The 25,928-nt window shown below is 71.7% G+C and carries 27 protein-coding genes; 12 read left to right on the top strand and 15 right to left on the bottom strand.

Annotation, left to right across the window (positions count from 1 at the left end; translation table 11 throughout):
* Positions 1–31 precede the first annotated feature (31 nt).
* On the bottom strand, positions 32–703 hold the full coding sequence (nucS, locus tag ACZ6I1_RS04595) for an endonuclease NucS (RefSeq protein ID WP_469283026.1): 672 nt from the start codon (positions 701–703) through the stop codon (positions 32–34).
* A 220-nt stretch (positions 704–923) separates the two neighbouring features.
* Between nucS and ACZ6I1_RS04590 the strand changes: the two genes are divergently transcribed.
* A complete protein-coding gene (locus ACZ6I1_RS04590) occupies positions 924–1,316 on the top strand; it encodes an SCO5389 family protein (RefSeq protein WP_069921977.1) in 393 nt (130 codons plus the stop codon).
* 61 nt (positions 1,317–1,377) lie between these two features.
* Here the strand turns inward: ACZ6I1_RS04590 and ACZ6I1_RS04585 are convergent, their stop codons facing one another.
* A complete protein-coding gene (locus tag ACZ6I1_RS04585) occupies positions 1,378–2,409 on the bottom strand; it encodes an LLM class flavin-dependent oxidoreductase (RefSeq protein WP_469283023.1) in 1,032 nt (343 codons plus the stop codon).
* A 228-nt stretch (positions 2,410–2,637) separates the two neighbouring features.
* Between ACZ6I1_RS04585 and ACZ6I1_RS04580 the strand changes: the two genes are divergently transcribed.
* Positions 2,638–2,964 (top strand): ATP/GTP-binding protein, encoded by a 327-nt coding sequence (locus ACZ6I1_RS04580; RefSeq protein ID WP_446591671.1) that lies wholly within the window; start codon positions 2,638–2,640, stop codon positions 2,962–2,964.
* Positions 2,965–2,977: 13 nt separating this feature from the next.
* Here the strand turns inward: ACZ6I1_RS04580 and ACZ6I1_RS04575 are convergent, their stop codons facing one another.
* The 7 genes from ACZ6I1_RS04575 to mce all read right to left on the bottom strand — a co-directional run bounded on the left by ACZ6I1_RS04575 (position 2,978) and on the right by mce (position 13,380).
* Entirely contained in the window at positions 2,978–3,847 is an 870-nt protein-coding gene (locus tag ACZ6I1_RS04575; protein ID WP_469283019.1) for an ABC transporter permease, read from the bottom strand.
* Positions 3,844–4,971: an ABC transporter ATP-binding protein gene (locus ACZ6I1_RS04570; protein WP_469283017.1), complete on the bottom strand. Its 1,128-nt coding sequence runs from the start codon at positions 4,969–4,971 to the stop codon at positions 3,844–3,846. Before ACZ6I1_RS04570 ends, ACZ6I1_RS04575 begins: the two co-directional genes overlap by 4 nt.
* Positions 4,972–5,116: 145 nt before the next feature.
* Positions 5,117–5,896: an ABC transporter permease gene (locus ACZ6I1_RS04565; protein ID WP_469283233.1), complete on the bottom strand. Its 780-nt coding sequence runs from the start codon at positions 5,894–5,896 to the stop codon at positions 5,117–5,119.
* Between the two features lie 2 nt (positions 5,897–5,898).
* On the bottom strand, positions 5,899–6,963 hold the full coding sequence (locus ACZ6I1_RS04560; RefSeq protein ID WP_469283015.1) for an ABC transporter ATP-binding protein: 1,065 nt from the start codon (positions 6,961–6,963) through the stop codon (positions 5,899–5,901).
* A 100-nt stretch (positions 6,964–7,063) separates the two neighbouring features.
* Positions 7,064–8,002 (bottom strand): coiled-coil domain-containing protein, encoded by a 939-nt coding sequence (locus tag ACZ6I1_RS04555; RefSeq protein ID WP_033218870.1) that lies wholly within the window; start codon positions 8,000–8,002, stop codon positions 7,064–7,066.
* Between the two features lie 194 nt (positions 8,003–8,196).
* On the bottom strand, positions 8,197–12,579 hold the full coding sequence (gene scy / locus ACZ6I1_RS04550) for a polarized growth protein Scy (protein ID WP_469283012.1): 4,383 nt from the start codon (positions 12,577–12,579) through the stop codon (positions 8,197–8,199).
* A 357-nt stretch (positions 12,580–12,936) separates the two neighbouring features.
* Complete coding sequence (gene mce, locus ACZ6I1_RS04545) at positions 12,937–13,380, bottom strand: methylmalonyl-CoA epimerase (protein WP_469283010.1); 444 nt, start codon at positions 13,378–13,380, stop codon at positions 12,937–12,939.
* Positions 13,381–13,517: 137 nt separating this feature from the next.
* Between mce and ACZ6I1_RS04540 the strand changes: the two genes are divergently transcribed.
* The 3 genes from ACZ6I1_RS04540 (at position 13,518) to ACZ6I1_RS04530 (ending at position 15,876) form a co-directional block, all read left to right on the top strand.
* Positions 13,518–14,720, top strand: a complete 1,203-nt coding sequence (locus ACZ6I1_RS04540) for an acetyl-CoA C-acetyltransferase (RefSeq protein WP_469283008.1) — start codon at positions 13,518–13,520, stop codon at positions 14,718–14,720.
* A gap of 52 nt (positions 14,721–14,772) precedes the next feature.
* On the top strand, positions 14,773–15,735 hold the full coding sequence (gene meaB, locus ACZ6I1_RS04535; RefSeq protein WP_469283006.1) for a methylmalonyl Co-A mutase-associated GTPase MeaB: 963 nt from the start codon (positions 14,773–14,775) through the stop codon (positions 15,733–15,735).
* A 66-nt stretch (positions 15,736–15,801) separates the two neighbouring features.
* On the top strand, positions 15,802–15,876 hold the full coding sequence (locus ACZ6I1_RS04530) for a 50S ribosomal protein bL37 (RefSeq protein WP_099895366.1): 75 nt from the start codon (positions 15,802–15,804) through the stop codon (positions 15,874–15,876).
* 81 nt (positions 15,877–15,957) lie between these two features.
* Here ACZ6I1_RS04530 and ACZ6I1_RS04525 read toward each other — a convergent pair whose 3' ends face one another.
* The 5 genes from ACZ6I1_RS04525 to ACZ6I1_RS04505 form a co-directional block, all read right to left on the bottom strand.
* Entirely contained in the window at positions 15,958–16,524 is a 567-nt protein-coding gene (locus tag ACZ6I1_RS04525) for a PepSY domain-containing protein (RefSeq protein WP_469283004.1), read from the bottom strand.
* 115 nt (positions 16,525–16,639) lie between these two features.
* A complete protein-coding gene (locus ACZ6I1_RS04520; RefSeq protein ID WP_469283231.1) occupies positions 16,640–17,116 on the bottom strand; it encodes a MarR family winged helix-turn-helix transcriptional regulator in 477 nt (158 codons plus the stop codon).
* Between the two features lie 70 nt (positions 17,117–17,186).
* The gene (locus ACZ6I1_RS04515) at positions 17,187–17,996 is read right to left on the bottom strand and encodes an AIM24 family protein (protein WP_469283002.1); all 810 of its coding nucleotides are present in this window, start codon (positions 17,994–17,996) and stop codon (positions 17,187–17,189) included.
* Positions 17,993–18,643 (bottom strand): AIM24 family protein, encoded by a 651-nt coding sequence (locus ACZ6I1_RS04510; protein ID WP_469283000.1) that lies wholly within the window; start codon positions 18,641–18,643, stop codon positions 17,993–17,995. Before ACZ6I1_RS04510 ends, ACZ6I1_RS04515 begins: the two co-directional genes overlap by 4 nt.
* Positions 18,643–19,281: an AIM24 family protein gene (locus ACZ6I1_RS04505; RefSeq protein WP_469282998.1), complete on the bottom strand. Its 639-nt coding sequence runs from the start codon at positions 19,279–19,281 to the stop codon at positions 18,643–18,645. Before ACZ6I1_RS04505 ends, ACZ6I1_RS04510 begins: the two co-directional genes overlap by 1 nt.
* A 179-nt stretch (positions 19,282–19,460) precedes the next feature.
* Between ACZ6I1_RS04505 and ACZ6I1_RS04500 the strand changes: the two genes are divergently transcribed.
* The 3 genes from ACZ6I1_RS04500 (at position 19,461) to ACZ6I1_RS04490 (ending at position 20,686) form a co-directional block, all read left to right on the top strand.
* Entirely contained in the window at positions 19,461–19,805 is a 345-nt protein-coding gene (locus ACZ6I1_RS04500) for a DUF3817 domain-containing protein (RefSeq protein ID WP_469282996.1), read from the top strand.
* Entirely contained in the window at positions 19,802–20,098 is a 297-nt protein-coding gene (locus ACZ6I1_RS04495) for an MTH1187 family thiamine-binding protein (RefSeq protein WP_257554101.1), read from the top strand. Before ACZ6I1_RS04500 ends, ACZ6I1_RS04495 begins: the two co-directional genes overlap by 4 nt.
* A gap of 225 nt (positions 20,099–20,323) precedes the next feature.
* On the top strand, positions 20,324–20,686 hold the full coding sequence (locus ACZ6I1_RS04490) for a hypothetical protein (RefSeq protein WP_469282993.1): 363 nt from the start codon (positions 20,324–20,326) through the stop codon (positions 20,684–20,686).
* Between the two features lie 56 nt (positions 20,687–20,742).
* Here the strand turns inward: ACZ6I1_RS04490 and ACZ6I1_RS04485 are convergent, their stop codons facing one another.
* A complete protein-coding gene (locus ACZ6I1_RS04485) occupies positions 20,743–21,756 on the bottom strand; it encodes an ArsR/SmtB family transcription factor (protein WP_469282991.1) in 1,014 nt (337 codons plus the stop codon).
* 94 nt (positions 21,757–21,850) lie between these two features.
* On the opposite strand from ACZ6I1_RS04485, the gene ACZ6I1_RS04480 reads away from it, so the two are divergent.
* The 4 genes from ACZ6I1_RS04480 (at position 21,851) to ACZ6I1_RS04465 (ending at position 25,824) form a co-directional block, all read left to right on the top strand.
* Positions 21,851–23,086, top strand: a complete 1,236-nt coding sequence (locus ACZ6I1_RS04480; RefSeq protein WP_469282989.1) for an MFS transporter — start codon at positions 21,851–21,853, stop codon at positions 23,084–23,086.
* A 21-nt stretch (positions 23,087–23,107) separates the two neighbouring features.
* Positions 23,108–23,617 (top strand): MarR family winged helix-turn-helix transcriptional regulator, encoded by a 510-nt coding sequence (locus tag ACZ6I1_RS04475; RefSeq protein ID WP_469282986.1) that lies wholly within the window; start codon positions 23,108–23,110, stop codon positions 23,615–23,617.
* Between the two features lie 79 nt (positions 23,618–23,696).
* Positions 23,697–24,026 carry a DUF3817 domain-containing protein gene (locus tag ACZ6I1_RS04470; RefSeq protein WP_469282984.1) on the top strand — a complete coding sequence of 110 codons (330 nt, stop codon included), beginning with the start codon at positions 23,697–23,699 and terminating at the stop codon, positions 24,024–24,026.
* Positions 24,027–24,123: 97 nt separating this feature from the next.
* Positions 24,124–25,824 (top strand): acyl-CoA mutase large subunit family protein, encoded by a 1,701-nt coding sequence (locus ACZ6I1_RS04465; protein WP_469282982.1) that lies wholly within the window; start codon positions 24,124–24,126, stop codon positions 25,822–25,824.
* The last annotated feature ends 104 nt before the right edge of the window (positions 25,825–25,928 follow it).

The following is a 25,928-nucleotide window of genomic DNA, read 5'->3' as shown; positions in this document are numbered from 1 at the left end:
ACGGAGCCGTGGTGACGCGCGGGGCCGTGGGTCAGAACAGCCGCAGCTTGTCGTCCTCGATACCGCGCAGCGCGTTGTAGTCCAGGACCACGCAGTCCATCCCGCGGTCCGCCGCCAGGACCTTGGCCTGCGGCTTGATCTCCTGGGCCGCGAAGATTCCGCGGACCGGGGCCAGGTGCGGGTCGCGGTTCAGCAGTTCCAGGTAGCGCGTCAGCTGCTCGACGCCGTCGATCTCGCCGCGCCGCTTGATCTCCACGGCCACCGTCGCGCCGGAGCCGTCCCGGCACAGGATGTCGACCGGCCCGATCGCCGTCATGTACTCGCGCCGGATCAGCGTGTAGCCCTCGCCCAGCGTGTCGATGCGGTCGGCGAGGAGTTCCTGGAGGTGCGCTTCCACGCCGTCCTTGATGAGCCCGGGGTCGGTGCCGAGCTCGTGGGAGGAGTCGTGGAGGACTTCCTCCATGGTGATGATGAGCTTCTCACCCGCCTTGTTGACGACGGTCCACACACCGGCGTCGTCACCGCTCCCCTCTTTGAGGGTGCACGGGGGCGACATCCAGTTGAGCGGTTTGTACGCCCGGTCGTCCGCATGGATCGAGACACTGCCGTCGGCCTTCACGAGGATCAGACGGGGTGCCGAGGGCAGATGGGCGGTGAGCCGGCCCGCGTAGTCGACGGAGCAGCGGGCAATGACGAGACGCATGGTCGGCAACGCTACTCGACGGACGGCTCTCCACGCGATTCGCCCCTGAAAGCCCCCTTCGCCGATGGCGCGTTGTATGCGCATTCTCCTGGTGCGTCACCCATGGGGCGCCTACCGTGGTGAGCGGGAGGTTGCGGAGCGTGCACGCTGCGTCGCGGCCTCCCTCCCTGCCCGTAAGACTCCGGCAACCCAATCGGCCGGGGTCACGAGAGGAGAACCCATGTCGCTCGACGTCTCACCGGCCCTACTCGAACAGGCCGAGCGAGGCGAGGTCGACGAAGCCGCCTTCGTCGACTGCGTCCGGACCTCCCTGCCTTACGCATGGGAGATGATCAGCTCGCTGGTGGCCCAGCTGAAGGTGGACGGCGGACAGTTCGCCGACAACCAGACGCCGCCGCCCGACGAGCAGGCGCGCGGGCAGCTGCTGCGCGCGCTCGCGAGCGACGCGATACGCGGTGCTCTGCAGCGGCACTTCGGAGTGCGCCTGGCGTTCCAGAACTGTCACCGGGTAGCGGTGTTCCCGCTGGACTCCTCGGTGGACGACCGGCTGGCCAAGTTCACTTCGATCCGTGGCCAGCTGCTCAACCAGTCCCCCGAGCTGCGGGACTGCTGAGAGTGCAGTGCTGTCCGGTCCCTCGGGCCGGACGGCACCCGGCAGCGCCGGCCGGTGGGTCTCAGCCGAGACGGGGCAGGACTTCGGCGCCGAGGCGCTGTACGTTCTCCTCCGTCGCGGCGAGATCGCCGGAGCCCTCCGTCAGGAGGGCGAAGCGCGTGATGCCGGTCCGCTCGGAGGTGGCCGCCAGCCGGTCCAGCGCGCGTTCCGGTGTGCCCACCGGGTGCAGGTCGCACAGGAGTTCCGTGTACGCGACCGGGTCCCGCATCGCGCGCACCCGGCCGTCCACGGTCACATGCGCGTCCAGACCCTGTTTGAGCCAGCCCGGCAGCGCCTTCAGCAGCGTCTCGCGCGCGTCCGCCGTACGGTCCGCCAGCTGGCAGACCCCGGCGGAGACGTGGCCCGCCCCGGCGACGAGCTCCCGGGAGTGGCCCGCCGCCAGCGCCGTGGACCGCCACAGCGCGACCATGCCGGCCTTGTCCTCGTCCCCGCAGTGCATGCCGAGCAGCATGGGCAGCCCCCGCCGCGCGGCCATCCGTACCGACGAGGGAGAGGTGCAGGCCACGATGACCTCCGGGCCCGCCCCGTCCCCGTCCAGGGCCTCCGAGGGGCGCGGTACGACGGGCACCTCGCGGAAGCCGTACCGCTCGCCGGCGGTTCCCACCCGCGCCTCCGTCAGCCAGCGCCGCAGCAGGTCCAGGGACTCGGGGAAGCCGTTCTCGTACGCGTCCAGGCCGCCCCCGAACACCTCGAGGTCGACCCACGGCCCGCCCCGGCCCACCCCGAGGGTGAACCGCCCGCCCGAGGTCAGGTGCAGCAGCGCCGCCTGCTCGCCGAGGGCCACGGGATGCGTGTTGGGCAGCACGCTGACCGCCGTGCCCACCCGCAGCCGCCGGGTCCGGCCCAGCAGCAGGGCCGCCAGGGTCACCGCCGAGGGGCAGACCCCGTACGGTACGAAGTGGTGTTCGGCGAGCCAGACCGAGTCGAGCCCGGCCCGTTCGGCCACTTCGGCGGTCCGCACCGCCCGGTGCAGCGCCTCTCCCTGTCCCTGACCCGGGAACTGGGCCGCCAGTACAAACGCTCCTACGCGCATCGCCTTACCCTCCTCGCGGCTGACGCGGCCTCCCCAGGTGGACCGGTTCTTCCTATGGCAACAACGTCTGACACGTGCCAAAGGCACGGGCTGACAGGAAAGTTATTGGGATTGTCGGGCCAGTCACCTTCGGGGGACCGCCCTTCTCCAGCCACCCTGCGGGTACCCGGCCTCGCTGCGCGTAGTCTGGGAGAAAGTCACTGCCGTCCGCCCTTCCGTGAGGTATACGTGTCACCGCGCCACAACCGCCCCAGGGGCGGCGAGACTCCGGACGAACGCCCCAGCACCGGTTTCGACCGCTACGGGCTGGAGCGCACCGAGGAGTACCAGGGCGAGGAGTGGAAGGTCCGGCACGTCGCGGGCGCCAGCGCCGCGGGCAAGCGCTACCGCTGCCCGGGCTGCGACCAGGAGATCCCCTCCGGCACCCCGCACCTGGTGGCCTGGCCCGAGTACGGCGGCGTGGACGACCGGCGCCACTGGCACAAGGCCTGCTGGAACGCGAAGGACCGCCGCACCTCGAAGGTGCAGCGGTCCCGTAACGCGCCCAAGTACTGAAACCGGTGCGGTACTAGACGTCCCGGCGGGCGACCGTCGCGTAGGAGGCGGCCACCGCCGCGCCGGTGACCAGCAGGATGATCACCATGTGCGAAAGGCTGCTGGGCATCGGCCCGCCGCTCGATGCCTCCTTCATCCCGAACAACTGCATCAGCGCCACGGGCGCGTTGTGCTCGATGATCGCCTGCCCGATGGGCGCGGACGCCTTCCAGATGCTGAGCATCCCGCCTATCACCGGCGGCAGCGTGACGACGCCCAGCATCACGGCGATCGCCCCGGCGGAATGCCGTACCAGCGCCCCGACGGCGAGGGCGAGCACCCCGAGCAGGGTCACGTAGAAGCAGCCCACCAGCGCGCGGAACCACTCGCCGAGCGCGTGTACCCCGGCGGCGGAGCCGTCGTGCACCAGGGCCGCGGCCAGCCCGACCAGGAACACCGACATGGCGATGGTGAGGAAGGCCGTGACACTGAAGACGAGGTACTTCGCGGTCAGCACCCGGTGCCGCTCCGGGGCGGCGGTGAAGGTGGTCCGCACCAGCCCGCTGGCGTGTTCCGAGGTGATCGTCAGGACGCCGAGGACCATCACCGCGATCTGCCCCACCAGCAGGCCGAACAGGGCGGGCGTGGTGAAGGAGATCGCCGCGTAGTCCGGGGCCGTGGTCTGCGCGACGAAGAGCAGTCCGATGCCCACGACGGTCAGGACGAGCGACCCCAGCGTCCACAGGGTCGAGCGCACCGAGACCAGCTTGGTCCACTCCGAGGCCAGGGCGTGCCCCAGGTGCGGCCGCAGGGCCGGCATCGGCGAGCTGTAGTCCTGCGGTTGCCCCTCCGCGGTCGTCGTCGTGCCGTGGGGCATGGCGCCGGTGGGCGTGGGGCCGGTCATCGGGAGTCCTCTTGGCTGTCTGCGGTGGTGTTCTGCGCGGTCCGCGCGAGCTCGCCCGGGTCGCTCGGCATCAGGAAGGGCCGGCCGCCCGCTCCGGGCGGCGGGGGCGCGTAGAAGCCCGTCTGCGGGATCTCGGGGGCGGCCGGCTCGTCCTCCCAGGCCGGGAGGGTCAGCGGCTCGGGCTCCCACAGCTCGGCCCGCGGGTCCTCGGTGGAGGTGTACTCCAGGGAGGACTGGGTCATCCGCATGTACGCCTCCTCCAGCGAGGCCCGGTGCGGTGACAGCTCCCAGAGCCGTACGCCCGCCTCGTGGGCGAGGTCCGAGATGCGGGGGAGCTCCAGGCCGGTCACGCGCAGTGCTCCGTCGGGCTCCTGCAGGACCCTCCCGCCCGCCTGGGTGAGCGCCGCACCCAGCGCGTCCCGGCCACGGGGCTCGGTGTCGGCCGTGCGCACCCGAGCGAATCCGGCCGAGTTGTGCGTGATGAACTCCTGGGTGCCCATATCGGCCAGCAGCCGTCCCCGGCCGATCACGATCAGGTGGTCGGCGGTCAGCGCCATCTCGCTCATCAGGTGGGAGGAGACGAGGACGGTGCGGCCTTCGGCGGCGAGCCGGCGCATGAGGTTGCGGACCCAGAGGATGCCCTCCGGGTCCAGCCCGTTGACCGGCTCGTCGAACAGCAGCACCTGCGGGTCCCCGAGCAGGGCGGTGGCGATGCCGAGCCGCTGGCCCATGCCGAGCGAGAAGCCCTTCGTGCGCTGCCGGGCGACGTCCTGGAGGCCGACCACGGCCAGCACCTCGTCCACCCGCCTCGTAGGGATCCCGGAGAGCTGGGCGATGGACAGCAGGTGGGTACGGGCCCGGCGGCCGCCGTGCATGGCCTTGGCGTCGAGCAGGGCCCCGACGTGCCGCTGGGCGTTCGGCAGCTCACGGAAGGGGCGGCCGTTGATCGTGACATGACCGGCCGTGGGCCGGTCGAGGCCGACGATCATGCGCATGGTGGTGGATTTCCCGGAGCCGTTCGGCCCCAGGAAACCGGTCACGTGGCCCGGCTTGACCTGGAACGACAGCTGGTCGACCGCGGTCTTGGCGCCGAAGCGCTTGGTCAGGCCGACTGCCTCGATCATTGTGCTGCCCCTTACCAGGCCGGGACGGATTTCGCCCGCGTAAGGGTTAAGAGGATAACGAGGTTCCTGTGGTTCCGTCCCGGGCCGATCCCTGAGCCTCCCCTGAGACCGACCCGGGGATTCCCCGTAGTACGCGGGTGGGAGGTCAGGCGTCCCTCTTGCGGAGGACGAGGTAGCCGCCGAGCACCGCGGCCAGCGTCCAGAGGGCCATGATCCCGAAGCCGCCCCACGGTCCGTACGGCGGCGGCTCGCTGCCCATCGCCCCGGGGATCACCTGCATGATCTTCGATCCGGCCTGGTCCGGGAAGTACTGGGCGACCTTCCGGGTCGCCTCGACGACGCCCAGGATGTTCGAGACCAGGAAGAAGAACGGCATCAGGATGCCGAGCGCCAGCATCGAGCTGCGCAGCATGGCGGCCACACCCATGGAGAACAGGGCGATCATCGCCATGTAAAGGCCGGCGCCGATCACCGCGCGCAGGACGTTCGGCGCGTCGATGGCGATGCTGCGGTCACCCAGGATGGCCTGTCCGAGGAAGAACGACAGGAAGCTCGTGACCAGCCCGACGACCAGCGCGAGACCGGTCGCGACGAGCAGCTTGCCCAGGAGGAAGCTGCCGCGCCGGGGCACGGCGGCCAGCGAGGTGCGGATCATGCCGGAGCTGTACTCGGTGCCGACGACCAGGACACCGAAGACGATCATGGCGAGCTGGCCGAGGGTCATCCCGGCGAAGCTGGTCAGGGTCGGGTCGAAGGTGGCCCTCTCCTCGGCCGGCATGTCCTGGAAGGTGCTGTTCACGAGCGCGCACAGGGCGGCGCTGATGCCGACGGTGACGATGAGGGCTGCGGCCAGGGTCCAGAGGGTGGAGGCCACCGTACGGATCTTGGTCCACTCGGACTTGAGGACGGCGGGGAAGGAGGACATGGTCACTCGCCACCCTTGCGCTGCGCCTCGAAGCCGGCACCGGCGCCCCAGGCGGGCACGTCGGCCGGCCGGGCCGGGTTGTCGGGGGCCATGCCCGCCGGGATGCCCGTGCCCGGGATGCCGGGGCCGACGGGAACGCCCGTGGCGCCCTGCGGGCCCGGCGCGTGGGCGTGGTACTCGACGGAGTCCGCCGTCATGCGCATGAACGCTTCCTCCAGTGAAGCCCGTTGCGGGCTGAGTTCGTGCAGCACGATCTGGTGCTGGGCGGCCAGTTCACCGAGCCGCTCCGGGCCCACGCCGTCGATCTCCAGCGCGCCGGTGGCCGGGACGCTGACGGCGTCGATCCCCGCCTCGTGCAGGACGTCCTTGAGGCGCTCCTGCTGCGGCGAGCGCAGCCGGACGTAGCTGCGCGAGTTCCGGTGGATGAAATCGGCCATGGACAGGTCTGCCAGCAGCTTTCCCTGCCCGATGACCACCAAATGGTCTGCCGTCAGCGCCATTTCACTCATCAAGTGGGAGGAGACGAAGATCGTCCGGCCCTCCGCCGCCAGCGCCTTCATCAAATTCCTGATCCAGAGAATTCCCTCCGGGTCCAGACCATTGACGGGTTCGTCGAACATCAGGATTTCCGGATCACCCAGCAGCGCAGCGGCGATTCCCAGCCGCTGCCCCATGCCCAGGGAAAATCCTTTGGACTTCTTCTTCGCCACCGGCGTCAGCCCGACCAGGTCCAGGACCTCCCCGACCCGGCGCTTCGGGATCCGGTTCGACTCGGCGAGGCAGAGCAGGTTGTTGTAGGCGCTGCGTCCACCGTGCATGGACTTGGCGTCAAGCAGCGCCCCGATGTGCTTCAACGGCTCCGGCAGGTCCCGGTAGTGCTTCCCGTCGATCCGGACCGTACCGCTGGTCGGATTGTCGAGGTCGAGCATCATGCGCATGGTCGTGGACTTGCCCGCCCCGTTGGGGCCGAGGAAGCCGGTCACCACCCCCGGTCTGACCTGGAAGCTGAGGTGGTCCACGGCGGTCTTCGCGCCGAATCGTTTCGTAAGGCCCTCAAGCTCGATCATGCGGGCCACGCTAGAGCGCCGAAGGGCCGCACGCCACCTCAAACAGGTGACGTACGGCCCTCGATCGGCCCCAGGAGGTCGAGCGGTCCGACGGGCTCCGCTAGCGGCTCTGCTGCGCCGGAACGCCGCGGGTGACCGGCTCGTCGTCGACGATCGGGTTGGCGGCCGCGACCGCCGCACCGGTCAGCGTCGCCAGCATCTCGCGGACGTTGGTCAGCTGCGCGTTGATCGAGTCGCGGCGGTTGGTGAGCGCCGCCAGCTCGCGCTCGGACTCGCTGCGGATACGGTCCGCCTTGGCGTTGGCGTCGGCCACGATGTCCTCGGCCTGGCGCTGGGCGGTCTCCACCGTCTGGCGGGCCCGGCGCTCCGCGTCCGTACGCAGCTTCTCGGCCTCCAGGCGCAGCTGCTCCGCGCGGTGCTCGATCTCGGCGAGACGCTTCTCCGCCTTCGCCTGACGCGAGGCCAGGTCGCGCTCGGACTGCTCGCGGCGCTTGGCCAGGTTGGTCTCGAAGTCCGCGGCGGCCTGGGCGGCCTTGGCGCGGGTCTCCTCGAAGAGCGCGTCGGCCTCCTCGCGCTTGGACGCCGCGTCCTTCTGGGCCTCGGCGCGCAGGGTGGAGGCGTCGCCCTTGGCCTTCTCGACGATGCGGACGCCCTCGTCCTCCGCCTTCGACTTGCGATCGGCGGCGAACGACTCGGCGTCGTTGCGCACCTGCTGGGCAGCCGACTCGGCCAGCTCACGGTGCTGCTCGGCCGCGCGACGGGCCTCCTCGCGCAGGTCCTTCGCCTCCTCCTCCGCGAGGCGCAGGATCTTCTCGACCCGGGCGCCGAGACCGGCGTACGACGGCTCCGCGTCGGTCACCTGGGCCTGGGCGTTCTGCGTCTCGAGGTGCAACTCCTCGATCCGCTTTTCCAGAGAGTTGATACGTCCAAGGGCGCTGTCGCGGTCGGAGACCAGCTTGGTAATGCGGTCGTCCACCTGACCACGGTCGTAACCACGCCGCACGAGCTCGAAGCCGAAGGGGGAGGAAGTGTCGCTCATGGGGTTCCTGTCGAATGAGACCGATGAGGTGCTACGTGAGGTGTTAAGGGGAATCCTAGGCGCCCGAGCGGCGTGTCATCGAGTCAATCCACGTTTGATCTGGACAATGACACCCCTTTTGAGTGGCAAGGCGACGGATTGCTTGTCACTCGTTCGCCTGAACCTCCATCAGGAGCACACGTCCTGTGCACCGACTAGCCGTCTGACGTCTTGCCACCCGAACGAGTGGACCCCGCTGCCGCGCCGGCCTTCACGCCCCCCGCGCCCTGGCCGCCGACCCCGGGCTTTCCGCCACCCGAAGGCGCCTCGAATGATTCCAACGCCTCAAGAACGTCCTGGACACGGGAGATCTCCGCCTGAATGTCCTCGCGCCGGCGCACCAGGACCTCCAGCTCCCGGCGGCCCTCCTCGACGAGCCGCTCCGCCTCCGCCTTCGCCTCGGCGAGGGCCTTCTCCGCCTGGCGTGCCAGCTCGGCCTTCTTCTGCTCGGCCTCCTTCAGGAGCGCCTCCGCCTTGCGCACCGCCGCGATGCGCACCTTGCTCGCCTCGCTGCTCGCGTCCGACACCAGCTCCTTGGCCTTCGCCTCGGCCTCGACGCTCTGCTCGGTCGCCGCGCGCACCAGCTTGTCCACGCGCTCGCCCGCCGACTTCATCTGCTCGGCCGACTCCCGGCGGGCCCGCTCGTGCAGCTCCTCGACCTCCGCCTCGACGCGGCCGCGCAGCTCCTCCGCCCGCTCCCTTATGGCCGAGGCGTCCGAACGCGCCCCGACCAGCAGCTCGTCCGCGTCCGTACGGGCCTTCTCCACCAGGGAGTTGCCCTCGATGGTCGCCTCCGAGGTGATCCGCGCGGCCTCCTTGCGGGCCGCGTCCACCATCGCGTCGGCCTGCTCCTCGGCCGCCGTGGTGGAGGCCAGCGCCTGCTTCTGCGCCTCGGCGGTGAGCTTCTCGGCTTCCGCCGATGCCTCCGTGATGAGCCGGTCGACCTGCTCGGCGGCCTCGCTGCGGCGCTTGTTGGCCTCCTCGCGCGCCTCGTCCAGCAGCCTCTCGGACTCCGTGCGGGCCTCCGCGCGCACGCGCTCCGCCTCGCCGGCGGCCTCCGCCTTGACCCGCTCGGCCTCCGACCGGGTACGGGTCGCGTGCTCCTGGGCCGAGGACAGCGCCTCCGACGCCTCCGCGCGCAGCCGCTCCGCCTCGTTCGCGGCCTCGCCGACCGTGCGCTCGTTGTCCTTGCGGGTCTGCGCGGTGAGCTTCTCCGCCTCCGATGCGGCCTCGGTGATGAGCCGGTCCGCCTGCTCGGCGGCCTCGGTCCGCAGCCGGTTGGCCTCGGCGCGGGCCTCGTCCAGGGTCTGCTCGGACTCCCGCTCGGCGCTCGCCAGGGTCTCGTTCGCCGCGACCGTGACGCGGTCCGCCTCCGCGGTGGCCTCGCCGATGATCCGGCCGCCCTCCGCGCGGGCTTCGTCCAGGGTCCGCGCCGCCTCGGCGCGCAGCCGCTCGGCCTCCTCGGCGGCCTCGCCGACCGTGAGCTCGTTGGCCGCACGGGTCTCGTCGACCAGCCGGTCGCCCTCGGTGCGGGCGTCGACCAGAACGCGCGCGGCGTCCCGCTCGGCCGCGGCAAGGGTGTCCGCCGCCTGCTTGGTGAGCCGTTCGGCCTTGGCCTTCGCCTCGGCGAGCGTCGCCTCGGTCGCCGCCCGGGTCTCCTCGGTGAGCTTCTCCGCCTCCGACGAGGCCTCGGTGATGAGCCGGTCCGCCTGCTCGGCGGCCTCGCTCCGCAGCCGGTTCGCCTCGGCACGCGCCTCGTCCAGCGTGACGCCCGCCTCCGCGCGGGTGGCGTCCGCCGCCGTCGCCGCCTCGCTGCGGATCCGGTTCGCGTCCTCCCGGGCGTCCGCCCGGGTCCGGGACGCGTCCCGCTCCGACGCCGCCAGCGCGTCCGTGGCCTCGGTGCGCACCCGCTGGGCGTACTCCGCCGTGTCGCTGCGCAGCTGCTCCGCCTCGGCGATCGCGTCGCCGACGGTCCGCTCGGCCAGCGCCTTCGCCGCGTCCGTCTCCGTACGCGCCTCGCTGCGGATCCGGTTGGCGTCCTCGGTGGCCCGCTCCCGCTCCTCGTACGCGTCGGCGCGGACCCGCTCGGCCTCCTCCTCGGCCTCGGTCCGGGTGCGCTGCGCCGCGTGCTCGGCCGCGCTGCGCAGTCCGGCGACCTCCTCCTCGGCCTGCTCGTGCAGACCCGCCACGGACTCCCGTACCTGCTGGGCGGTGGCCTCCGCCGCCGCCACCAGCTCCGACGCGCGCCGCTCGGCCTCCTCGGTGAGCCGGGCCGCCTCGGCCTGCGCCTCCTCGGAGCGCTTGCGGGCCGCGGCCAGCAACTCCTCGCTCTGCTCGCGGGCCTGGGCCCGCTCGTTCTCGGCGTCCGTCCGCGCCGACGCCAGGGTCTCCTCGGACTCCCGGCGACGCCGTGCGGCCTCCTCCTGCGCGGCGGCCAGCGCCTCCGCGGCCTCCTCGGCGACCCGCTCGGCCGCCGCCTTCGCCTCGGCGCGCAGCCGGTCCGCGGTCTCCTGCGCCTCGGAGCGCACCCGCTCCGCCTCGGCCTCGGCCTCGCCGCGCAGCCGCACCGCGACCTGCTCGGCCTCCGCGCGCACCCGCCCGGCGTCCTGAGCCGCGTCGGTGCGCAGCTGGTCGGCCTCGGCCTCCGCCTGCGTCTGGAGGGTACGGATCCGCTCCGCCGACTCGGCGCGCAGCCGGTCGGTCTCCTCGCCCGTCTCCCGGCGGACGTTCTCCGCCGCCGCGCGAGCGTCGCGCAGGGTCTGCTCGGCCGTGGCCAGCCGGCCCTCGGCGTCCGTGTGCAGCCGTACGAGCTCCTCGTCGGCCTCCGCGCGCTTGGCGGCCAGCGCCTGCTCGGTCTCCGCACGCCGGGCCAGCGCCGCCGCCTCGGCCTCGGCCCGTACGGCCTCCGCCTGCTCCTCGGCGTCGGCGCGCAGCCGCTCCGCCTCGGCGCGGGTCCGCTCCAGGGTCTCCTCGGCCTGCCGGCGCAGGGTGGTGGCCCGCTCGACGGCCTCGGCGCGGACCCGCTCGCTCTCGGCGTTGGCGCCGCCGCGCAGTTCGTCCGCGTCCGCCTTGGCCTTGCCGAGGAGTTCCTCCGCGGTCTTGGCCGCCTCCTCGATCTGCTGGACCGCCTCGCGGCGGGCCTCGCCGCGGATCCGCTCGCCCTCGGCGACGGCTTCCGCGCGCAGCTGCTCGGCCTCGCCGCGCAGCCGCCGGGCCTCCTCCTGGAGTTCGACCGTACGGGCCCGGTACTCCTCGGTGTCGTCCTTCGCGGCGCCCTTGAGCTCATCGGCCGTGGCCGCCGCCTGGGCGCGCAGCCGCTCGGCCTCCGCCTCGGCCTCGCGGCGGATCCGCTCGGCCTCCTCGGACGCGGCCTTGGTGGTGGCCCGGGCGTCCTCCGAGGCCTTGTTCAGTACGTCTTCCGCGGTGCGGGCCGCCTTCGCCAGCTGCGCCGCGGTGTCCTCGGCCGCGGCCGTGCGGGCCTGCTCGGCGGCCTCGGTGCGCAGCCGCTCGGCCTCCGCGCGGGCGTCGGCCAGGGCCTGCTCGGCCTCCGCCCTGACGGCCTCGGCCTCCTTGGTGGCCTCGCCGACCAGCCGCGCCACCTGCTCCTTGGCGGTACGGGTGCGCTGCTCGTTGACGGACTCCGCCGAGGCGAGCTGCCGTGCGGCGCTCTCCTTGGCCTCCGCGAGCACCTTCTCGGCCGCCGCGCGGGCCTCGCGCAGCGCTCCGTCGGCCTCCTGGATCCGCTGCTCGGCCACCCGGCCGAGGTCGAGGGTCTGCTGGCGGGTCTGCTCCGCCTCGGCGGAGGTGGTGGAACGCAGCCGCTCCGCGTGCTGGGTGGCCTCCTGGGCCTGCGCGGAGGCGGCGGCCAGCAGCCGCTCGGCCTCCTTGCGGGCGCGCAGCAGGGTGGCTTCGGCCTCCGCGCGGGAGGCCTCCGCGTCGGCGGCGATCCGGCGCCGGGTCTCCTCGGCGACCCGGGCGGCCTCGGCGCGGGCCGCGTTCAGCGACTGCTCGGCCTCGGCGCGGGACTCCTCCATGAGCCGGCGCGCCTGGGACTCCGTACGGGCGCGCAGCTGCTCGGCCCAGGCCACGTTCTCATTGACGTGCGCCTCGACGGTCTGGCGGCGCTCGTTGAGCTCCTGGTCCAGGCGCTGGCGCCGGTTGACGGCCTCGGCGTGCAGCTCGGCCTGGAGGCGCGCCTGGTGTTCGGCGTGCTCCTGGAGGATGCGCTGGGTCTGCGCCCGGGCGTCGCGCAGCTCGCGCTCGGCGTCGGAGCGCATCTGGTCGGCCTGGATCTGGGCATTGCGGAGCAACTGCTCCGCCTGGTACCCCATGTCCGCGCCGTCGTAGGCGGGGCGGGACGCCAGAGCACGGCGCACCTCGTGGAGCTTGGCGCGCAGCACTTCGACCTGGTATCCCAGGTCCTCAGCGTGCTGGACGGCCTTCCCGCGCTCCTTCTTCAGCCGCTCCATCTCGGCCTCGAAGCGCGAGAGATGGTCGGCCTCGGCCTGATGGCTCTCCTGGCTTTCGTAGCCCCGCACAGCGCGGTCCCATCCGTCCCCTGGTCGCAAGCTCACTCCCAATGAGCATCGCTCGCCCGCTGAACGACGCCCCCGGGGGAATGGTGTCAGATACCGGGGCAGGGGTCACAGGCCCCGACCCCGTCTCCGCACCGAACCCCGGCCGAGCCATGGCCACTCTACCGGCCGGGCAAAGGCGGCATCAGTGTGCTCCGGCGCTTATGCGACGCCGGGGGCGAATCCGCGGGCCGGCGGTCTCGGCCCGCCCGGGTCGAAGCGACGCCGCCGGGCCCCGGAGAAGCCGATCGGCCGCGGCCGCGACGACGACGCGGGCGGCACACCACAGCCTGTGGTGTGCCGTGGCGCGGGCCCGTCGCGTCAGTGCCGGTCGGTCGACTGCTCGGGGTTGGAGGTGACGAGCTCGGTCAGGACTCCGTGGCAGTCCTTGGGGTGCAGGAAGGTGATCCGGGACCCCATGGAGCCGATGCGGGGCTGGTCGTACAGGACGCGGACGCCCTTGCCGCGGATGGCTTCCGAGTCGCCGTCGACGTCCTCGGTGCCGAAGGCGATGTGGTGGACCCCCTCGCCGTTCTTGGCCAGCCACTTGCCCACCGCCGAGTCCTCCCGGGTCGGCTCGAGCAGCTGGAGGTAGGAGGCGCCGCCGTCGGACGTCTCGTTGATCTTGAGCATGGCCTCGCGAACGCCCTGCTCCTCGTTGACCTCGGAGTGGAAGACCTCGAAGCCGTACGTGGCACGGTAGAACTCGACGGTCTTGTCGAGGTCGAAGCAGGCGATTCCGATGTGGTCGATCCTTGTCAGCATGGGACCAGTGCACCGCCGAGAGGGGTGGTCACGCAACGTGCCAGCGATCACACCGACAGCCCGGTGACGCCGCCGGTACCGCTCAGTACATTCAGGTAAACCCTCGTTCACTCCTCATCCTCAAGGGGCTGTGCCTCATGTCCGGAACGAACAACACCACCTCAGTGATCGTCGCCGGGGCCCGCACGCCCATGGGGCGGCTGCTCGGTTCGCTGAAGTCCTTCTCGGGTGCCGACCTCGGCGGGTTCGCCATCAAGTCCGCGCTGGACCGGGCCGGGATCTCCGGCGACCAGGTGCAGTACGTGATCATGGGCCAGGTGCTCCAGGCAGGCGCGGGCCAGATTCCAGCGCGCCAGGCCGCGGTCAAGGCCGGGATTCCGATGAACGTCCCCGCGCTCACGATCAACAAGGTGTGCCTCTCGGGCCTGGACGCGATCGCCCTGGCCGACCAGCTGATCCGCGCCGGTGAGTTCGACATCGTGGTCGCCGGCGGCCAGGAGTCGATGACCAACGCCCCGCACCTGCTGCCCAAGTCGCGCGAGGGCTACAAGTACGGCGCCATCGAGATGCTCGACGCGATGGCCTACGACGGCCTCACCGACGCCTTCGAGAACATCGCGATGGGCGAGTCCACCGAGAAGCACAACTCCCGCCTCGGCATCGACCGCGCCCCGCAGGACGAGTTCGCCGCCGCCTCGCACCAGCGGGCCGCGGCCGCGCAGAAGAACGGCGTCTTCGAGGCCGAGATCACCCCGGTCGAGATCCCGCAGCGCAAGGGCGAGCCGGTCGTCTTCTCCCAGGACGAGGGCATCCGCGCGGAGACCACCGTCGAGTCCCTCGGCAAGCTGCGCCCCGCGTTCGCGAAGGACGGCACGATCACGGCCGGCACCTCCTCGCAGATCAGCGACGGCGCCGCCGCCGTGGTCGTGATGAGCAAGGCCAAGGCCGAGGAGCTGGGCCTGGAGTGGCTCGCCGAGATCGGCGCCCACGGCAACGTGGCCGGCCCCGACAACTCGCTGCAGTCGCAGCCCTCGAACGCGATCCTGCACGCCCTGAAGAAGGAGGGCCTGGAGGTCGCCGACCTGGACCTCATCGAGATCAACGAGGCCTTCGCGGCGGTTGCCGTGCAGTCAATGAAGGACCTCGGGGTCACCCCGGAAAAGGTGAACGTCAACGGCGGCGCCATCGCCCTGGGGCACCCGATCGGCATGTCCGGCGCCCGTGTGGTGCTGCACCTGGCGCTGGAGCTGAAGCGCCGCGGCGGCGGGGTCGGCGCGGCCGCGCTGTGCGGCGGCGGCGGCCAGGGCGACGCCCTGATCGTCCGCGTGCCCCAGGCGTAACCGGGCACCGCACCCGCCCGTACCCGTATCAGAACCGAGGAGCGCAGCACGTATGACGGCGGTGGACGTCCCCCAGCTGGTGGCCCAGGCACGTGAGGGCAGGCCGAGAGCGGTGGCCCGGCTGATCTCTCTGGTGGAGGGGGCGTCCCCGCAGTTGCGCGAGGTGATGGCGGCGCTGGCACCGCTGACGGGCAACGCGTACGTGGTGGGGCTGACGGGGTCGCCGGGTGTCGGCAAGTCGACGTCGACCTCGGCGCTCGTGTCGGCGTACCGCAAGGCCGGGAAGCGGGTCGGCGTCCTCGCCGTCGACCCGTCCTCGCCGTTCTCCGGCGGGGCGCTGCTCGGCGACCGGGTGCGCATGTCGGACCACGCCTCCGACCCGGGGGTCTACATCCGCTCCATGGCCACCCGGGGCCACCTGGGCGGTCTCGCCTGGGCCGCCCCGCAGGCGATCCGGGTGCTGGACGCGGCCGGGTGCGAGGTGATCCTGGTCGAGACGGTCGGCGTCGGCCAGTCCGAGGTGGAGATCGCCGCCCAGGCGGACACCTCGGTGGTGCTGCTGGCTCCGGGGATGGGCGACGGGATCCAGGCCGCGAAGGCGGGGATCCTGGAGATCGGCGACGTGTACGTGGTGAACAAGGCCGACCGGGACGGCGCGGACGCCACGGCCCGGGAGCTGAACCACATGCTGGGCCTGGGGGAGACCCGGGGGCCGGGCGACTGGCGTCCGCCGATCATCAAGACCGTGGCCGCGCGGGCCCAGGGCATCGACGAACTGGTCGAGGCGCTGGAGAAGCACCGGGCGTGGATGGACGAGCGCGGGGTCCTGGCGGAGCGGCGCACGGCGCGTGCGGCGCACGAGGTGGAGACCATCGCGGTGACCTCCCTGCGGACCCGGATGGCCGATCTGCACGGAAATTCCCGTCTGGAGGCGCTGGCGGCCCGGGTGGCCGGGGGCGAGCTGGATCCGTACGCGGCGGCCGACCTCCTGCTGGACGGCCTGACCGAAGCCTGATGCGGGACCGGCGCCGCGCCCCTAGACTGGCGAGCGCCCGGATTACCCCGATTCAGGGAGTGGCTCATGGCCAAGCGCGGGAACAAGAAGCGAGCACGCAAGAAGAAGAAGGCGAACCACGGCAAGCGTCCCAACGCCTGACCGCACCGTACGAAGCGAGCCGCGCCCCTGACCGGGGGCGCGGCTCACTTCGTGCAGCACGTACCACGGCTCGGGTGCGGTTCAGCCGTTGTCGTTGCCCGACCGCGTGGTGGCCTTGCCGGTCGCGGGGTCCACGGAGGCGTCCCACGTCGTGCCGTCGGCGCCCCTCACCTCGACCTGCCAGGACGCGGCCCTGCCGTCGTCCGCGGAGTCCCACTCGACCGCCCAGACCTGCCCCGGACGGGCGGCGACGGCGGCCTTGGCGGCCTGCTCGGCCGTGACCTCGGCGGCGAGCAGGTCCTGGTGCTCGTTCCCGTCCACGCCGGTGTCCACCTGCTTGCGGGTGACCGCGCCGGTCGCGGCGTCGACCTCCAGCTCGGCGCGGCCCTTGCCGTCCTTGGTGATCACGTCCACGTGCCAGACGTTGGCCTCCCGGTCGAGGGACTCGACCACTCCGGGGTAGTTCTTCAGGGCCGCGGCGAGCGCGGCCTCCGCCGCGACCTCGCCCTGGGGGACGACGGCCGCGGGGGCGGTCCTCGCCGTGCCGGCGGGTGCCGCTGCCGCGGCCGCCACCGGGCCTCCCGCCATCAGGACCACGGACGCGGCCGCGGCGACATACGCGTTGCGCTTCATCGGCTTGCGCTTCATCGGCTGACCTCCTCAGGCCGGCCGTACCGCCTGCGGTTGCCTTGCGGGCGGTGGCCGGCAGCGAGCGTTCCCGGCCATTGTCGGGCCGATCGCCGTCCGGCGCTCTCCCGGCCGGTCAGGCCTTGCCGCGGGTGCCGCGCAGGTGGTCCGCCACCGGATCCAGCGACGTGCGCAGCGCCGCCAGGGCCTCCGGCGGCAGCAGGTCGATGAAGTGCCGGCGGACGGACGCCACGTGGTGCGGGGCGACCTTGCGCATCGTGTCCATGCCCTCGTCCGTGAGCACCGCGAACAGGCCACGGCGGTCGGACTCGCAGTTCACGCGGCGGACCAGGCCCGCCGCCTCCATGCGCGTGATCTGGTGGGACAGCCGGCTCTTGGACTGGAGGGTGGCGGTCGCGAGGTCACTCATCCGCATCCGGTGCTCCGGCGACTCCGAGAGGTTCACGAGGATCTCGTAGTCGTTGTTGGTGAGTCCGAAGGGCTGGAGATCCTTTTCCAGCTGGTGCATCAGCAGTCTGCTGACGTCCAGGTGGGTGCGCCAGGCGCACTGCTCGGCGTCGGTCAGCCACCTGGTGGCCGTCTCGGTCTCCATGGTCTCCATGAATGAACTCTACCTAAGAAGTTGAATTACGTACAAAGATGGGGCGGCGTGGGGTGGGGCGTCACAGTCCGAAGCGGCGCTGGAGATCACCCAGCTGCCCCGGCATCCGCGGCACGCCCAGCGGGCTCTGGCCCGATCCGGGAACCCCCTGTGCGTTGCCCGTGGCGGCGCCGGCGCCGACCGTGCCGACCGCCTGCTCCGCCATCAGCATCTCCGACGACTGCAGCAGCACCGTGCCCGCTCCGACGAACTCGAACTGGTGCTCCTCGCCGGAAGCGCCGCCGATGCCCGTCAGTGAGCGCAGGCCGCCCATCACGCCCGACATGTAGCCGTGATCGTAGTGGTGGCACGGTGAGGGGCAGTCCGCCCAGCCCACCAGCGCCTGCGGGTCCACGCGCAGAGGCGGCTCCATGAACACCACCGGCCCGTTGGAGGCCGCCACGAACTTTCCGGTGCCGATGAGCGTCAGGAAGCCCGGGACGATCGACTGCTTCAGGGCGAGGGAGGGCTGGTACGCGAGCAGGTTGCCTGACCGGATCGTCAGGTTCCCGTTATCCAGGTCGTACGAGTTCACGTCGAAGGCCCGGTCGGCCAGGAGCATCTTGCCCTGCCCCTCGGCCACCACCCAGTCGCTCGCGTGCAGCGGCGAGTGGAAGCTGGTGCGCAGCAGCCGGTCGAAGCGCCCGTTGCCGATGCCGTTGAACTCGATGCTCCCGTAGTACGAGATCATCTTGCCCTTCTGCAGGAACCACTGGCTCCCCTTGAGCTCCACGCAGAAGGTGTACGGGTTGACGTTGTCGTCGGAGGGCAGCGTGTACGGGTCGTAGACCGTGGGACTGCCCGGTCCGGCGGTCACGGGGCCAAAGTTCACAGCTTCTCCTCCGAGGCCTGTACGTACACCGCGCCCTGGCCGGACAGCTCCAGCTGGAACGCCTCACCCGAGCCGCGCCCCACCATGTCCCGCCAGCCGAGCGCGGTGGAGAGCTTGTTGCGGACGTCGCCGTGGTGGGCGACGTACGCCTGCGGGTCCACGTGGACCGGCCGGTTCGGGTGGATGGGGAGTTCGATGACCCCGCCATGGGCCATCACGGCGACCGAGCCGTGGCCCTTGAGGGTCGTGGTGAACAGGCCCTGGCCGGTCACCTGCCCGCGGACCATGCCCATGACACCGCCCTGCGAGCCCATGAACATCGTGCCCTGCTGGAGCGTGCCGTCGAAGGCCAGCAGCCGGTCGGCCTCGACGTACAGGGTCTCGCCGGTCAGGTTGATCACCTGGATGTGGTGGCCGCCGTGGCCGAACATCACGGTGCCGCTGCCCTCGACCGTCATCAGCGGGGTCTGCTCGTTGGCCACCCGGCGCCCGATCATGCCCATCACCCCGCCCTGACCACCGGTCAGGCTCGGGGTGAAGGAGACCTCGCCGCGGTACGCGAGCATCGCGCCGCGCTGGCTGTACATCTTCTGGCCCGGCACCACCTGCGCCTCGACCATCTTCGAGTTGATCTCGCGGAACGGCATCAGACGTCGCCCCCGATGGTGTTGCGCTCGCTGGGCTGCACGTACACCAGGCCCTCGCCCTCGAAGCGGATCTGGAAGGACTCGCCGGAGCCCTCGCCGATCAGGGTGCGGAAGTTCACCCCGGACTGGAAGGACTGGCGGAGGTCGCCGGTGTGCGCGATGTACGCCCCCGGGTCGACGGAGAGCGGGTACTGGGCGCTGACGCGCAGCACCACCGCCGGGCCGTCGGACATGATCGCCGCCTGGCCCGAGCCCTCGACGGTCGTGGTGAACAGGCCGTTGCCCGTCGTCGCCCCGCGCAGACCGGTGAAGGTCGTGCCGGTGCGAAGCCCGCCGTCGGTGCACAGCAGGTTGCTGGACTCGACGTAGAGCTTCTCGCCGCGCAGATCGACCAGATTGATCTCGCTCGCGCGGTCGGCGAAGAAGCAGGTGCCGTGCCCCTGCACTTCCATCACGGTCATCTGCTCGCCGGTCAGCCGGCGGGTCACCATCCCGCGGATGCCTTCGCCGCCGCCGGTCATCTTCTTGAAGGCCATCTGGCCGTCGTACGCGACCATGGAGCCGTTTTTCGCTTTCACGGCATCCCCGGTCAGGTCGACGGCGAGCACCTTGCTGCCTTGGAGTCGGAACTGAGCCACGGGATGACGTTATCGGCAGCGGGCGGACGCGAACAGGGCCCCCTGGCCGATATGCGCCACACCCGGGCGGTTTCGGGCGCGATCGCCCTTCGATCCCGGCGGAAAGGGGCCCGGGTCAAGATCCCGCAAAGCGGCTGAGACACTGGAACGGCCCCAGGCTCCCACCCCGAAGGTTCCCCGTGGACATCAAGACCGCCTCCGCCCTGCACCGGCTGCGCCTCATCTCCGTCCCGGAGGCGCTGTCGTTCCCGGCCCTGCTGATCTTCGGCTCGCTGTTGAGCCGGATCTCGGACATCGACTACCTGATGATGCCGCTCGGCATCCTGCACGGCGTCCTCTTCGTCATCTACGCGCTCTTCCTGCTGGATGTCTGGAACAAGGCGAAGTGGCCCTTCAAGAAGGTCGCGCTGTTCTTCGTACTGGCGCTGCTGCCCTTCGGCGGTCTCTACGGCGACCGGCTGCTCAAGCGGGACGAGTCCGACAGCGTGATCGCGGCCCGGGCCCGGCAGGCGGCCGAAGCGTGATCGTCGCGTTCTCGGTGACCCCGCTGGGCGTCGGCGAAGAGGTGGGCGAGTACGTCGCCGACGCGGTCCGCGTGGTCCGCGAGTCGGGGCTGCCCAACCGCACGGACGCCATGTTCACCACCGTCGAGGGCGAGTGGGACGAGGTCATGGACGTGGTCCGGCGCGCGGTGGCCGCGGTGGAGGAGCGGGCTCCGCGCGTCTCGTTCATCCTCAAGGCGGACATCCGGCCCGGCGTCTCCGACGGGATGACCTCGAAGGTCGAGACGGTGGAGCGCCACCTCGCCGGCGGCTGAGGCCGAGCCCCCCCGCGCCTTCCGAGCGCCCCTGGCCCGCCGGCCGGGGGCGTTCTCGTACCAGCGGCCACCCGGTTGATCCAGATGCCGGGCGCGCCCCACCGGCGCACACTGATCGTGTCCGACGTCTTGCGCCCCGCGGCGGCCGGAACGGCGAGCACCCCGAAGCACGCACGGCGCTCGAGCCCGTCCCCAGCGAAGAAGGAAGCAGCCTTCGGAGGAATCATGGCGAGCACGGAGCAGCACGGATCCCCGCAGTGCAGCGGCACCGGAGAACACTTCACGGCAGTGGTGAGCCACGACGGGTACGAACCCGGTGAGGACGGGCGCCTGGTCACCATCGACGGGACGCTGTCCTGCCCCCTCCCCGAGTTCCAGCTCGGCCTGGAGCGCGACAACCCGGGCATCAACCCGGACCCCAAGGTCCTCGTCCTCAAGCTGGTGGAGACCAAGCCGACGGGCACCGTCCCGCAAGTGGTGACGGAGACCAAGGTGCACGGCGAGTTCCGCATCGACTCACAGGTGGAGCGGGTGGAGATCAGGAACCTGGACATCACCGTGCCCCTCGTTTCCGGCCCCGCCGACTGACGCCGCGTCTGGCGGCGAAGGATCGGGCGGCGGAGCGGAATACCGTGACATAACGGTCAGTTGCCGCCCCCTTGCGACACCTCGGGCCCGCCGCCCGCCAGCGCGATGCCCAACGGGGTGCGTTCGTAGAGGACCTGATGGCCGTGGCGGCCGGAGACGAGCAGGCCCGCCGCCCGCAGAACCCCCAGGTGCGCCGAGACCGTGGACGGGGCGAGAGCGAGCCGGCGGGCCAGCGCCGTGGTGGAGGCGGGTTCGTCCAGCGCGCACAGCACCTCCGCCCGGCCCCGGCCCACCAGGTGGGCCAGTGCCTCCGGGACCGGGCCCGCCGAGGCCGTCCACAGCGCACCGATCCCCCGTGCCGGGTAGACGAGCGTCGGCTGCCAGGGAGGGTCGTAGCCGCCGACCACGTCCGGCCAGCCGAACGCGCTCGGCATCAGCAGCAGTCCCTGACCGCCCAGCGCCCGGTCGTGGTGCCCGGTCCGGGTGATGGTCAGCGTGTCCGTCTCCCCGTGCCACCGCAGGTCCGGGTGGAGCCCCTCGAACAGGGCCTCCAGCCCGCCGGCCGCCAGCCGCCGCGAGTGGAACAGGATGTCCGCCTCCAGCAGCGCGCGCAGCCTCGGCCAGTGCGGGGCGACCAGGGCCTCCCAGGCGCGCTCGGTGAGATCGGCCAACTCCCTTACCGCCCGCGCCGGATCCGTCAGCATCCGCTGCCCGAGGTCGCTCTCCAGCGCGCCCGGCGTGCAGAGCAGGGAGAGCCGCAGGTCCTCGCGCGCCGCCTCCGGGTCGGTGGCCCGCACGCGCGCCAGCTCCGCCTCGAAGGTGACGGACGGGCCCGGCGGCGGCGGGCTGAGGAAGTCCGGATTGTGTCCCGCACGGGGCATCAGCAGCCACAGGGGCCGCAGGTCCAGCCCCTCGGCCGCGGCCCGCACCCGGCGCAGCCAGGGCAGGTGGTAGGCGTGCCGGTGCGGGCGGAGCAGCGCGCGCACCGCCTCCTGCGTCTCCCAGCGGGGGGAGACCGCGAACCGGCACCGCAGCAGGTCGCCCGGCCCGAAACGGAAGTGGAACCCCACGGCGCCCCCGCCTCCCCATCCCCATCCCCGGCCCCGGATTCGTCCGGGCCCGAATCACTACGGCTGCCAGCGTAGTTCCGCGAGGCTGCCGGGCATGTCGACCCCCACCCCGGCCACCGGCTACCGGGCCGTCTTCCGGATCCGGGAATTCCGGCCCGTCTTCGCCGCGCACCTGATGTCCGTACTCGGCGTGGTCGTCGCCGAGATCGCCCTGACCGTCCTCGTCTACCGCGCCACCGGCTCGCCGCTGATGAGCGCGCTCACCTTCGCCCTCGGCTTCCTCCCGTACGCCCTCGGCGGCACCCTGCTCGCCGGGACCGCCGACCGCCATCCGGCCCGGCGGGTGCTCGTCGCGTGCGACCTCGTCTGCGCCGCCTGCGCCGCCGCCATGGCCCTGCCGGGCACCCCCGTCGCGCTGCTCCTCGTACTGCGCTGCGCGATGGCCTTCGTGGCACCGCTGTTCCAGGGCGCCCGCAGCGCCTCCCTCGCCGACATCCTCGGCACCGGCGACACCTTCGTGCTCGGCCGCTCGCTGCTGCGCATGGTGGCCCAGAGCGCCCAGCTCACCGGCTTCGGCCTCGGCGGGATCCTGCTCACCGTCCTCGCGCCCCGCGGGGCCATCGCCCTGACCGCCGCCGGATTCCTCGGCTCGGCGCTCCTGCTGCGGCTGGGCACGCGCAGCCGGCCCGGCCGCGGGGCCGCCCGCCGCTCCCCGGCCGCCGGCCTGCGCGCCGTACTCGGCGACCGCCGGATCCGGGCGCTGACCCTGCTGTTCTGGCTGCCGCCCGTCTTCGTCGTCGTACCGGAGGCGCTGCTCGCCCCGTACACCGCCGGTCTCGGCGCGGGGACCGCCGCGCTGGGCGTGCTGATGTGCGCTCTGCCCGTCGGCACCATCGCCGGGGAGCTGTGGGCCGGCTCCGCACTCACCTCCCGAACCCGTGCGCGGATCACCGTGCCGCTGGCCGCCGCCGGACTGCTGCCGCTGCTCCTCTACGCCCTGCGGCCCGGCCCGCTGCTCGCGTTCACCGCGCTGCTGCTGGCCGGGCTCGCCCACGCCCACACCCTCGGCCTCGACCAGTGGTACCTCGACGCCGTCCCCGAGGAGCTGCGCGGCCGTGCGATGACCCTGCTCAGCACCGGCCTGATGACCTTGCAGGGCGCCGGCATGGCCCTGGCCGGACTCGCAGCCGAGTTCTTCCCGGTCCACCAGGTCGTCACCGGCGCCGGCATCGCCGGCACGGCCGTCGTCCTGCTGCTCCTCGCCGAACTCCGGTCCACGGCACCGGAACAGGAGCGGCCGAGGAGTGAGACGGGGCTCCCCGTCAAATGACCGACCGGTAGGGTCTGGTACGTGTCCAAGCCGCTCAGCCTTCCCTTCGACCCCATCGCCCGCGCCGACGAGCTCTGGCAGCGGCGCTGGGGGCCGGTGCCCGCGATGGCCGCCATCACGTCGATCATGCGCGCGCACCAGATCCTGCTCGGCGAGGTCGACGCCGTGGTCAAGCCGTACGGGCTGACCTTCGCGCGGTACGAGGCGCTCGTGCTGCTCACCTTCTCCAAGGCCGGCGAGCTGCCGATGTCGAAGATCGGCGAGCGGCTGATGGTCCACCCGACCTCGGTGACCAACACCGTCGACCGGCTCGTGAGGTCCGGCCTCGTCGACAAGCGGCCCAACCCGAACGACGGACGCGGCACCCTCGCCTCCATCACGGACAAGGGCCGCGAAGTCGTCGAGGCCGCCACCAAGGACCTGATGGCGATGGACTTCGGTCTCGGGGTGTACGACGCCGAGGAGTGCGCGGAGATCTTCGCGCTGCTGCGCCCGCTGCGGGTCGCGGCCGCGGACTTCGAGGAGAAGTAGGCCCGGCGCCGGGCCGGCGGCGGACCGGGGACCGCTCCCCGCGTCCGCGGGGATTTCCCGGCCGGTTACGCTCGTGTCCATGAAACGAAGCGTGCTGACCCGCTACCGCGTCATGGCCTACGTGACCGCGGTCATGCTCCTGATCCTCTGTGCCTGCATGGTGGCGAAGTACGGCTTCGGCACCGGCGCCGACCTGACCTTCGCGGTCTCGCAGGCCCACGGTGTCCTGTTCATGATCTACCTGGTCTTCGCCTTCGACCTCGGCTCCAAGGCGAGGTGGCCGTTCGGCAAGCTCCTCTGGGTCCTGGCGTCGGGAACGATCCCGCTGGTCGCCTTCTTCGTCGAGCGCAAGGTCCGCGCCGAGGTCGAGCCGCTGGTCAGCGGCTCGACCGCGACCGCCCAGGCCTGAACCTCCGTCTCGAGCGGAAACACCCCGGGGAGAGCGCGGACAACTCCCCGGGGTTTCCCATCGACATTTACTAGGACGTCCTAGTAAATTCATGGGTATGGACGCAGACGCCATCGAGGAAGGCCGCCGACGCTGGCAGGCCCGTTACGACAAGGCCCGCAAGCGCGAGGCAGACTTCACCACGCTCTCCGGCGATGCCGTCGATCCGGTCTACGGGCCCCGGCCCGGCGACGCGTACGAGGGGTTCGAGCGCATCGGATGGCCGGGGGAGTACCCGTACACCCGCGGCCTGCACGCCACCGGCTACCGCGGGCGGACCTGGACCATCCGGCAGTTCGCCGGGTTCGGGAACGCCGAGCAGACGAACGAGCGCTACAAGATGATCCTGGCGGCCGGCGGCGGCGGGCTCTCCGTCGCCTTCGACATGCCGACCCTCATGGGACGGGACTCCGACGACCCCCGCTCGCTGGGCGAGGTGGGCCACTGCGGGGTGGCCATAGACTCCGCCGCCGACATGGAGGTCCTCTTCAAGGACATCCCGCTCGGCGACGTCACCACCTCGATGACCATCTCGGGCCCCGCCGTGCCCGCCTTCTGCATGTACCTGGTCGCCGCCGAGCGGCAGGGCGTGGACCCGGCCCTCCTCAACGGCACCCTCCAGACGGACATCTTCAAGGAGTACATCGCCCAGAAGGAGTGGCTCTTCGAGCCCGAGCCGCACCTGCGCCTCATCGGCGACCTCATGGAGTACTGCGCCAAGGGCATCCCGGCCTACAAGCCGCTGTCCGTCTCCGGCTACCACATCCGCGAGGCCGGGGCGACGGCCGCGCAGGAGCTCGCCTACACCCTCGCCGACGGATTCGGGTACGTGGAGCTCGGGCTCTCCCGCGGCATGGACGTGGACCACTTCGCGCCCGGCCTCTCCTTCTTCTTCGACGCGCACCTCGACTTCTTCGAGGAGATCGCCAAGTTCCGCGCCGCCCGCCGCATCTGGGCCCGCTGGATGAAGGAGGTCTACGGGGCGAAGAGCGAGAAGTCGATGTGGCTGCGCTTCCACACGCAGACCGCCGGCGTCTCCCTCACCGCCCAGCAGCCGTACAACAACGTCGTGCGCACCGCCGTCGAAGCCCTCGCGGCCGTCCTCGGCGGCACGAACTCCCTGCACACCAACGCCCTCGACGAGACCCTCGCCCTGCCCAGCGAGCAGGCCGCCGAGATCGCCCTGCGCACCCAGCAGGTGCTCATGGAGGAGACCGGCGTCGCCAACGTGGCGGACCCGCTGGGCGGTTCCTGGTACGTCGAGCAGCTCACCGACCGCATCGAGGCGGACGCCGAGAAGATCTTCGACCAGATCAAGGAGCGCGGGCTGCGCGCCCACCCGGACGGCTGGCACCCCATCGGGCCGATCACCTCGGGCATCCTGCGCGGCATCGAGGACGGATGGTTCACCGGGGAGATCGCCGAGTCGGCCTTCGTGTACCAGCGCTCGCTGGAGAAGGGCGACAAGCGGGTCGTCGGCGTCAACGTCCACCACGGCTCGGTCACCGGCGACCTGGAGATCCTGCGGGTCAGCCACGAAGTGGAGCGCGAGCAGGTCCGCGTGCTCGCCGACCGCAAGTCCGGCCGTGACGACGCGAAGGTGTCGGAGTCGCTGGACGCGATGCTGGCCGCCGCCCGGGACGGGTCGAACATGATTCCGGCCATGCTGGACGCGGTGCGGGCCGAGGCCACGCTGGGCGAGATCTGCAACGTCCTGCGCGAGGAGTGGGGCACGTACACGGAGCCGCCGGGCTTCTAGTGCCGTGACCGCACGCGCGGTCTGACGCGAGGCCGGTCGTGGCGCCCTCTTCGGTGGCGCCACGGCCGGCCTCTGCCGTTGCTCACGCCCTCACGCCCTCACGC

The sequence above is a fragment of the Streptomyces sp. NPDC046303 genome (assembly GCF_055588085.1).
Note: the sequence above shows the minus strand (reverse complement) of the source record. Positions and strands in the feature narration are given on the sequence as shown.

What these genes read in the sequence shown, in the direction of transcription:
- ACZ6I1_RS04465 (WP_469282982.1), top strand. Translation starts at nt 24,124, where the DNA reads ATGGACGCAGACGCCATCGAGGAAGGCCGCCGACGCTGGCAGGCCCGT.
- meaB (WP_469283006.1), top strand. Translation starts at nt 14,773, where the DNA reads ATGACGGCGGTGGACGTCCCCCAGCTGGTGGCCCAGGCACGTGAGGGC.
- mce (WP_469283010.1), bottom strand. Translation starts at nt 13,380, where the DNA reads ATGCTGACAAGGATCGACCACATCGGAATCGCCTGCTTCGACCTCGAC.
- ACZ6I1_RS04520 (WP_469283231.1), bottom strand. Translation starts at nt 17,116, where the DNA reads ATGGAGACCGAGACGGCCACCAGGTGGCTGACCGACGCCGAGCAGTGC.
- ACZ6I1_RS04525 (WP_469283004.1), bottom strand. Translation starts at nt 16,524, where the DNA reads ATGAAGCGCAAGCCGATGAAGCGCAACGCGTATGTCGCCGCGGCCGCG.
- ACZ6I1_RS04560 (WP_469283015.1), bottom strand. Translation starts at nt 6,963, where the DNA reads ATGATCGAGCTTGAGGGCCTTACGAAACGATTCGGCGCGAAGACCGCC.
- ACZ6I1_RS04540 (WP_469283008.1), top strand. Translation starts at nt 13,518, where the DNA reads ATGTCCGGAACGAACAACACCACCTCAGTGATCGTCGCCGGGGCCCGC.
- ACZ6I1_RS04555 (WP_033218870.1), bottom strand. Translation starts at nt 8,002, where the DNA reads ATGAGCGACACTTCCTCCCCCTTCGGCTTCGAGCTCGTGCGGCGTGGT.
- ACZ6I1_RS04510 (WP_469283000.1), bottom strand. Translation starts at nt 18,643, where the DNA reads ATGCCGTTCCGCGAGATCAACTCGAAGATGGTCGAGGCGCAGGTGGTG.
- ACZ6I1_RS04565 (WP_469283233.1), bottom strand. Translation starts at nt 5,896, where the DNA reads ATGTCCTCCTTCCCCGCCGTCCTCAAGTCCGAGTGGACCAAGATCCGT.
- ACZ6I1_RS04570 (WP_469283017.1), bottom strand. Translation starts at nt 4,971, where the DNA reads ATGATCGAGGCAGTCGGCCTGACCAAGCGCTTCGGCGCCAAGACCGCG.
- ACZ6I1_RS04590 (WP_069921977.1), top strand. Translation starts at nt 924, where the DNA reads ATGTCGCTCGACGTCTCACCGGCCCTACTCGAACAGGCCGAGCGAGGC.
- ACZ6I1_RS04585 (WP_469283023.1), bottom strand. Translation starts at nt 2,409, where the DNA reads ATGCGCGTAGGAGCGTTTGTACTGGCGGCCCAGTTCCCGGGTCAGGGA.
- ACZ6I1_RS04480 (WP_469282989.1), top strand. Translation starts at nt 21,851, where the DNA reads ATGTCGACCCCCACCCCGGCCACCGGCTACCGGGCCGTCTTCCGGATC.
- ACZ6I1_RS04490 (WP_469282993.1), top strand. Translation starts at nt 20,324, where the DNA reads ATGGCGAGCACGGAGCAGCACGGATCCCCGCAGTGCAGCGGCACCGGA.
- ACZ6I1_RS04575 (WP_469283019.1), bottom strand. Translation starts at nt 3,847, where the DNA reads ATGACCGGCCCCACGCCCACCGGCGCCATGCCCCACGGCACGACGACG.
- ACZ6I1_RS04470 (WP_469282984.1), top strand. Translation starts at nt 23,697, where the DNA reads ATGAAACGAAGCGTGCTGACCCGCTACCGCGTCATGGCCTACGTGACC.
- nucS (WP_469283026.1), bottom strand. Translation starts at nt 703, where the DNA reads ATGCGTCTCGTCATTGCCCGCTGCTCCGTCGACTACGCGGGCCGGCTC.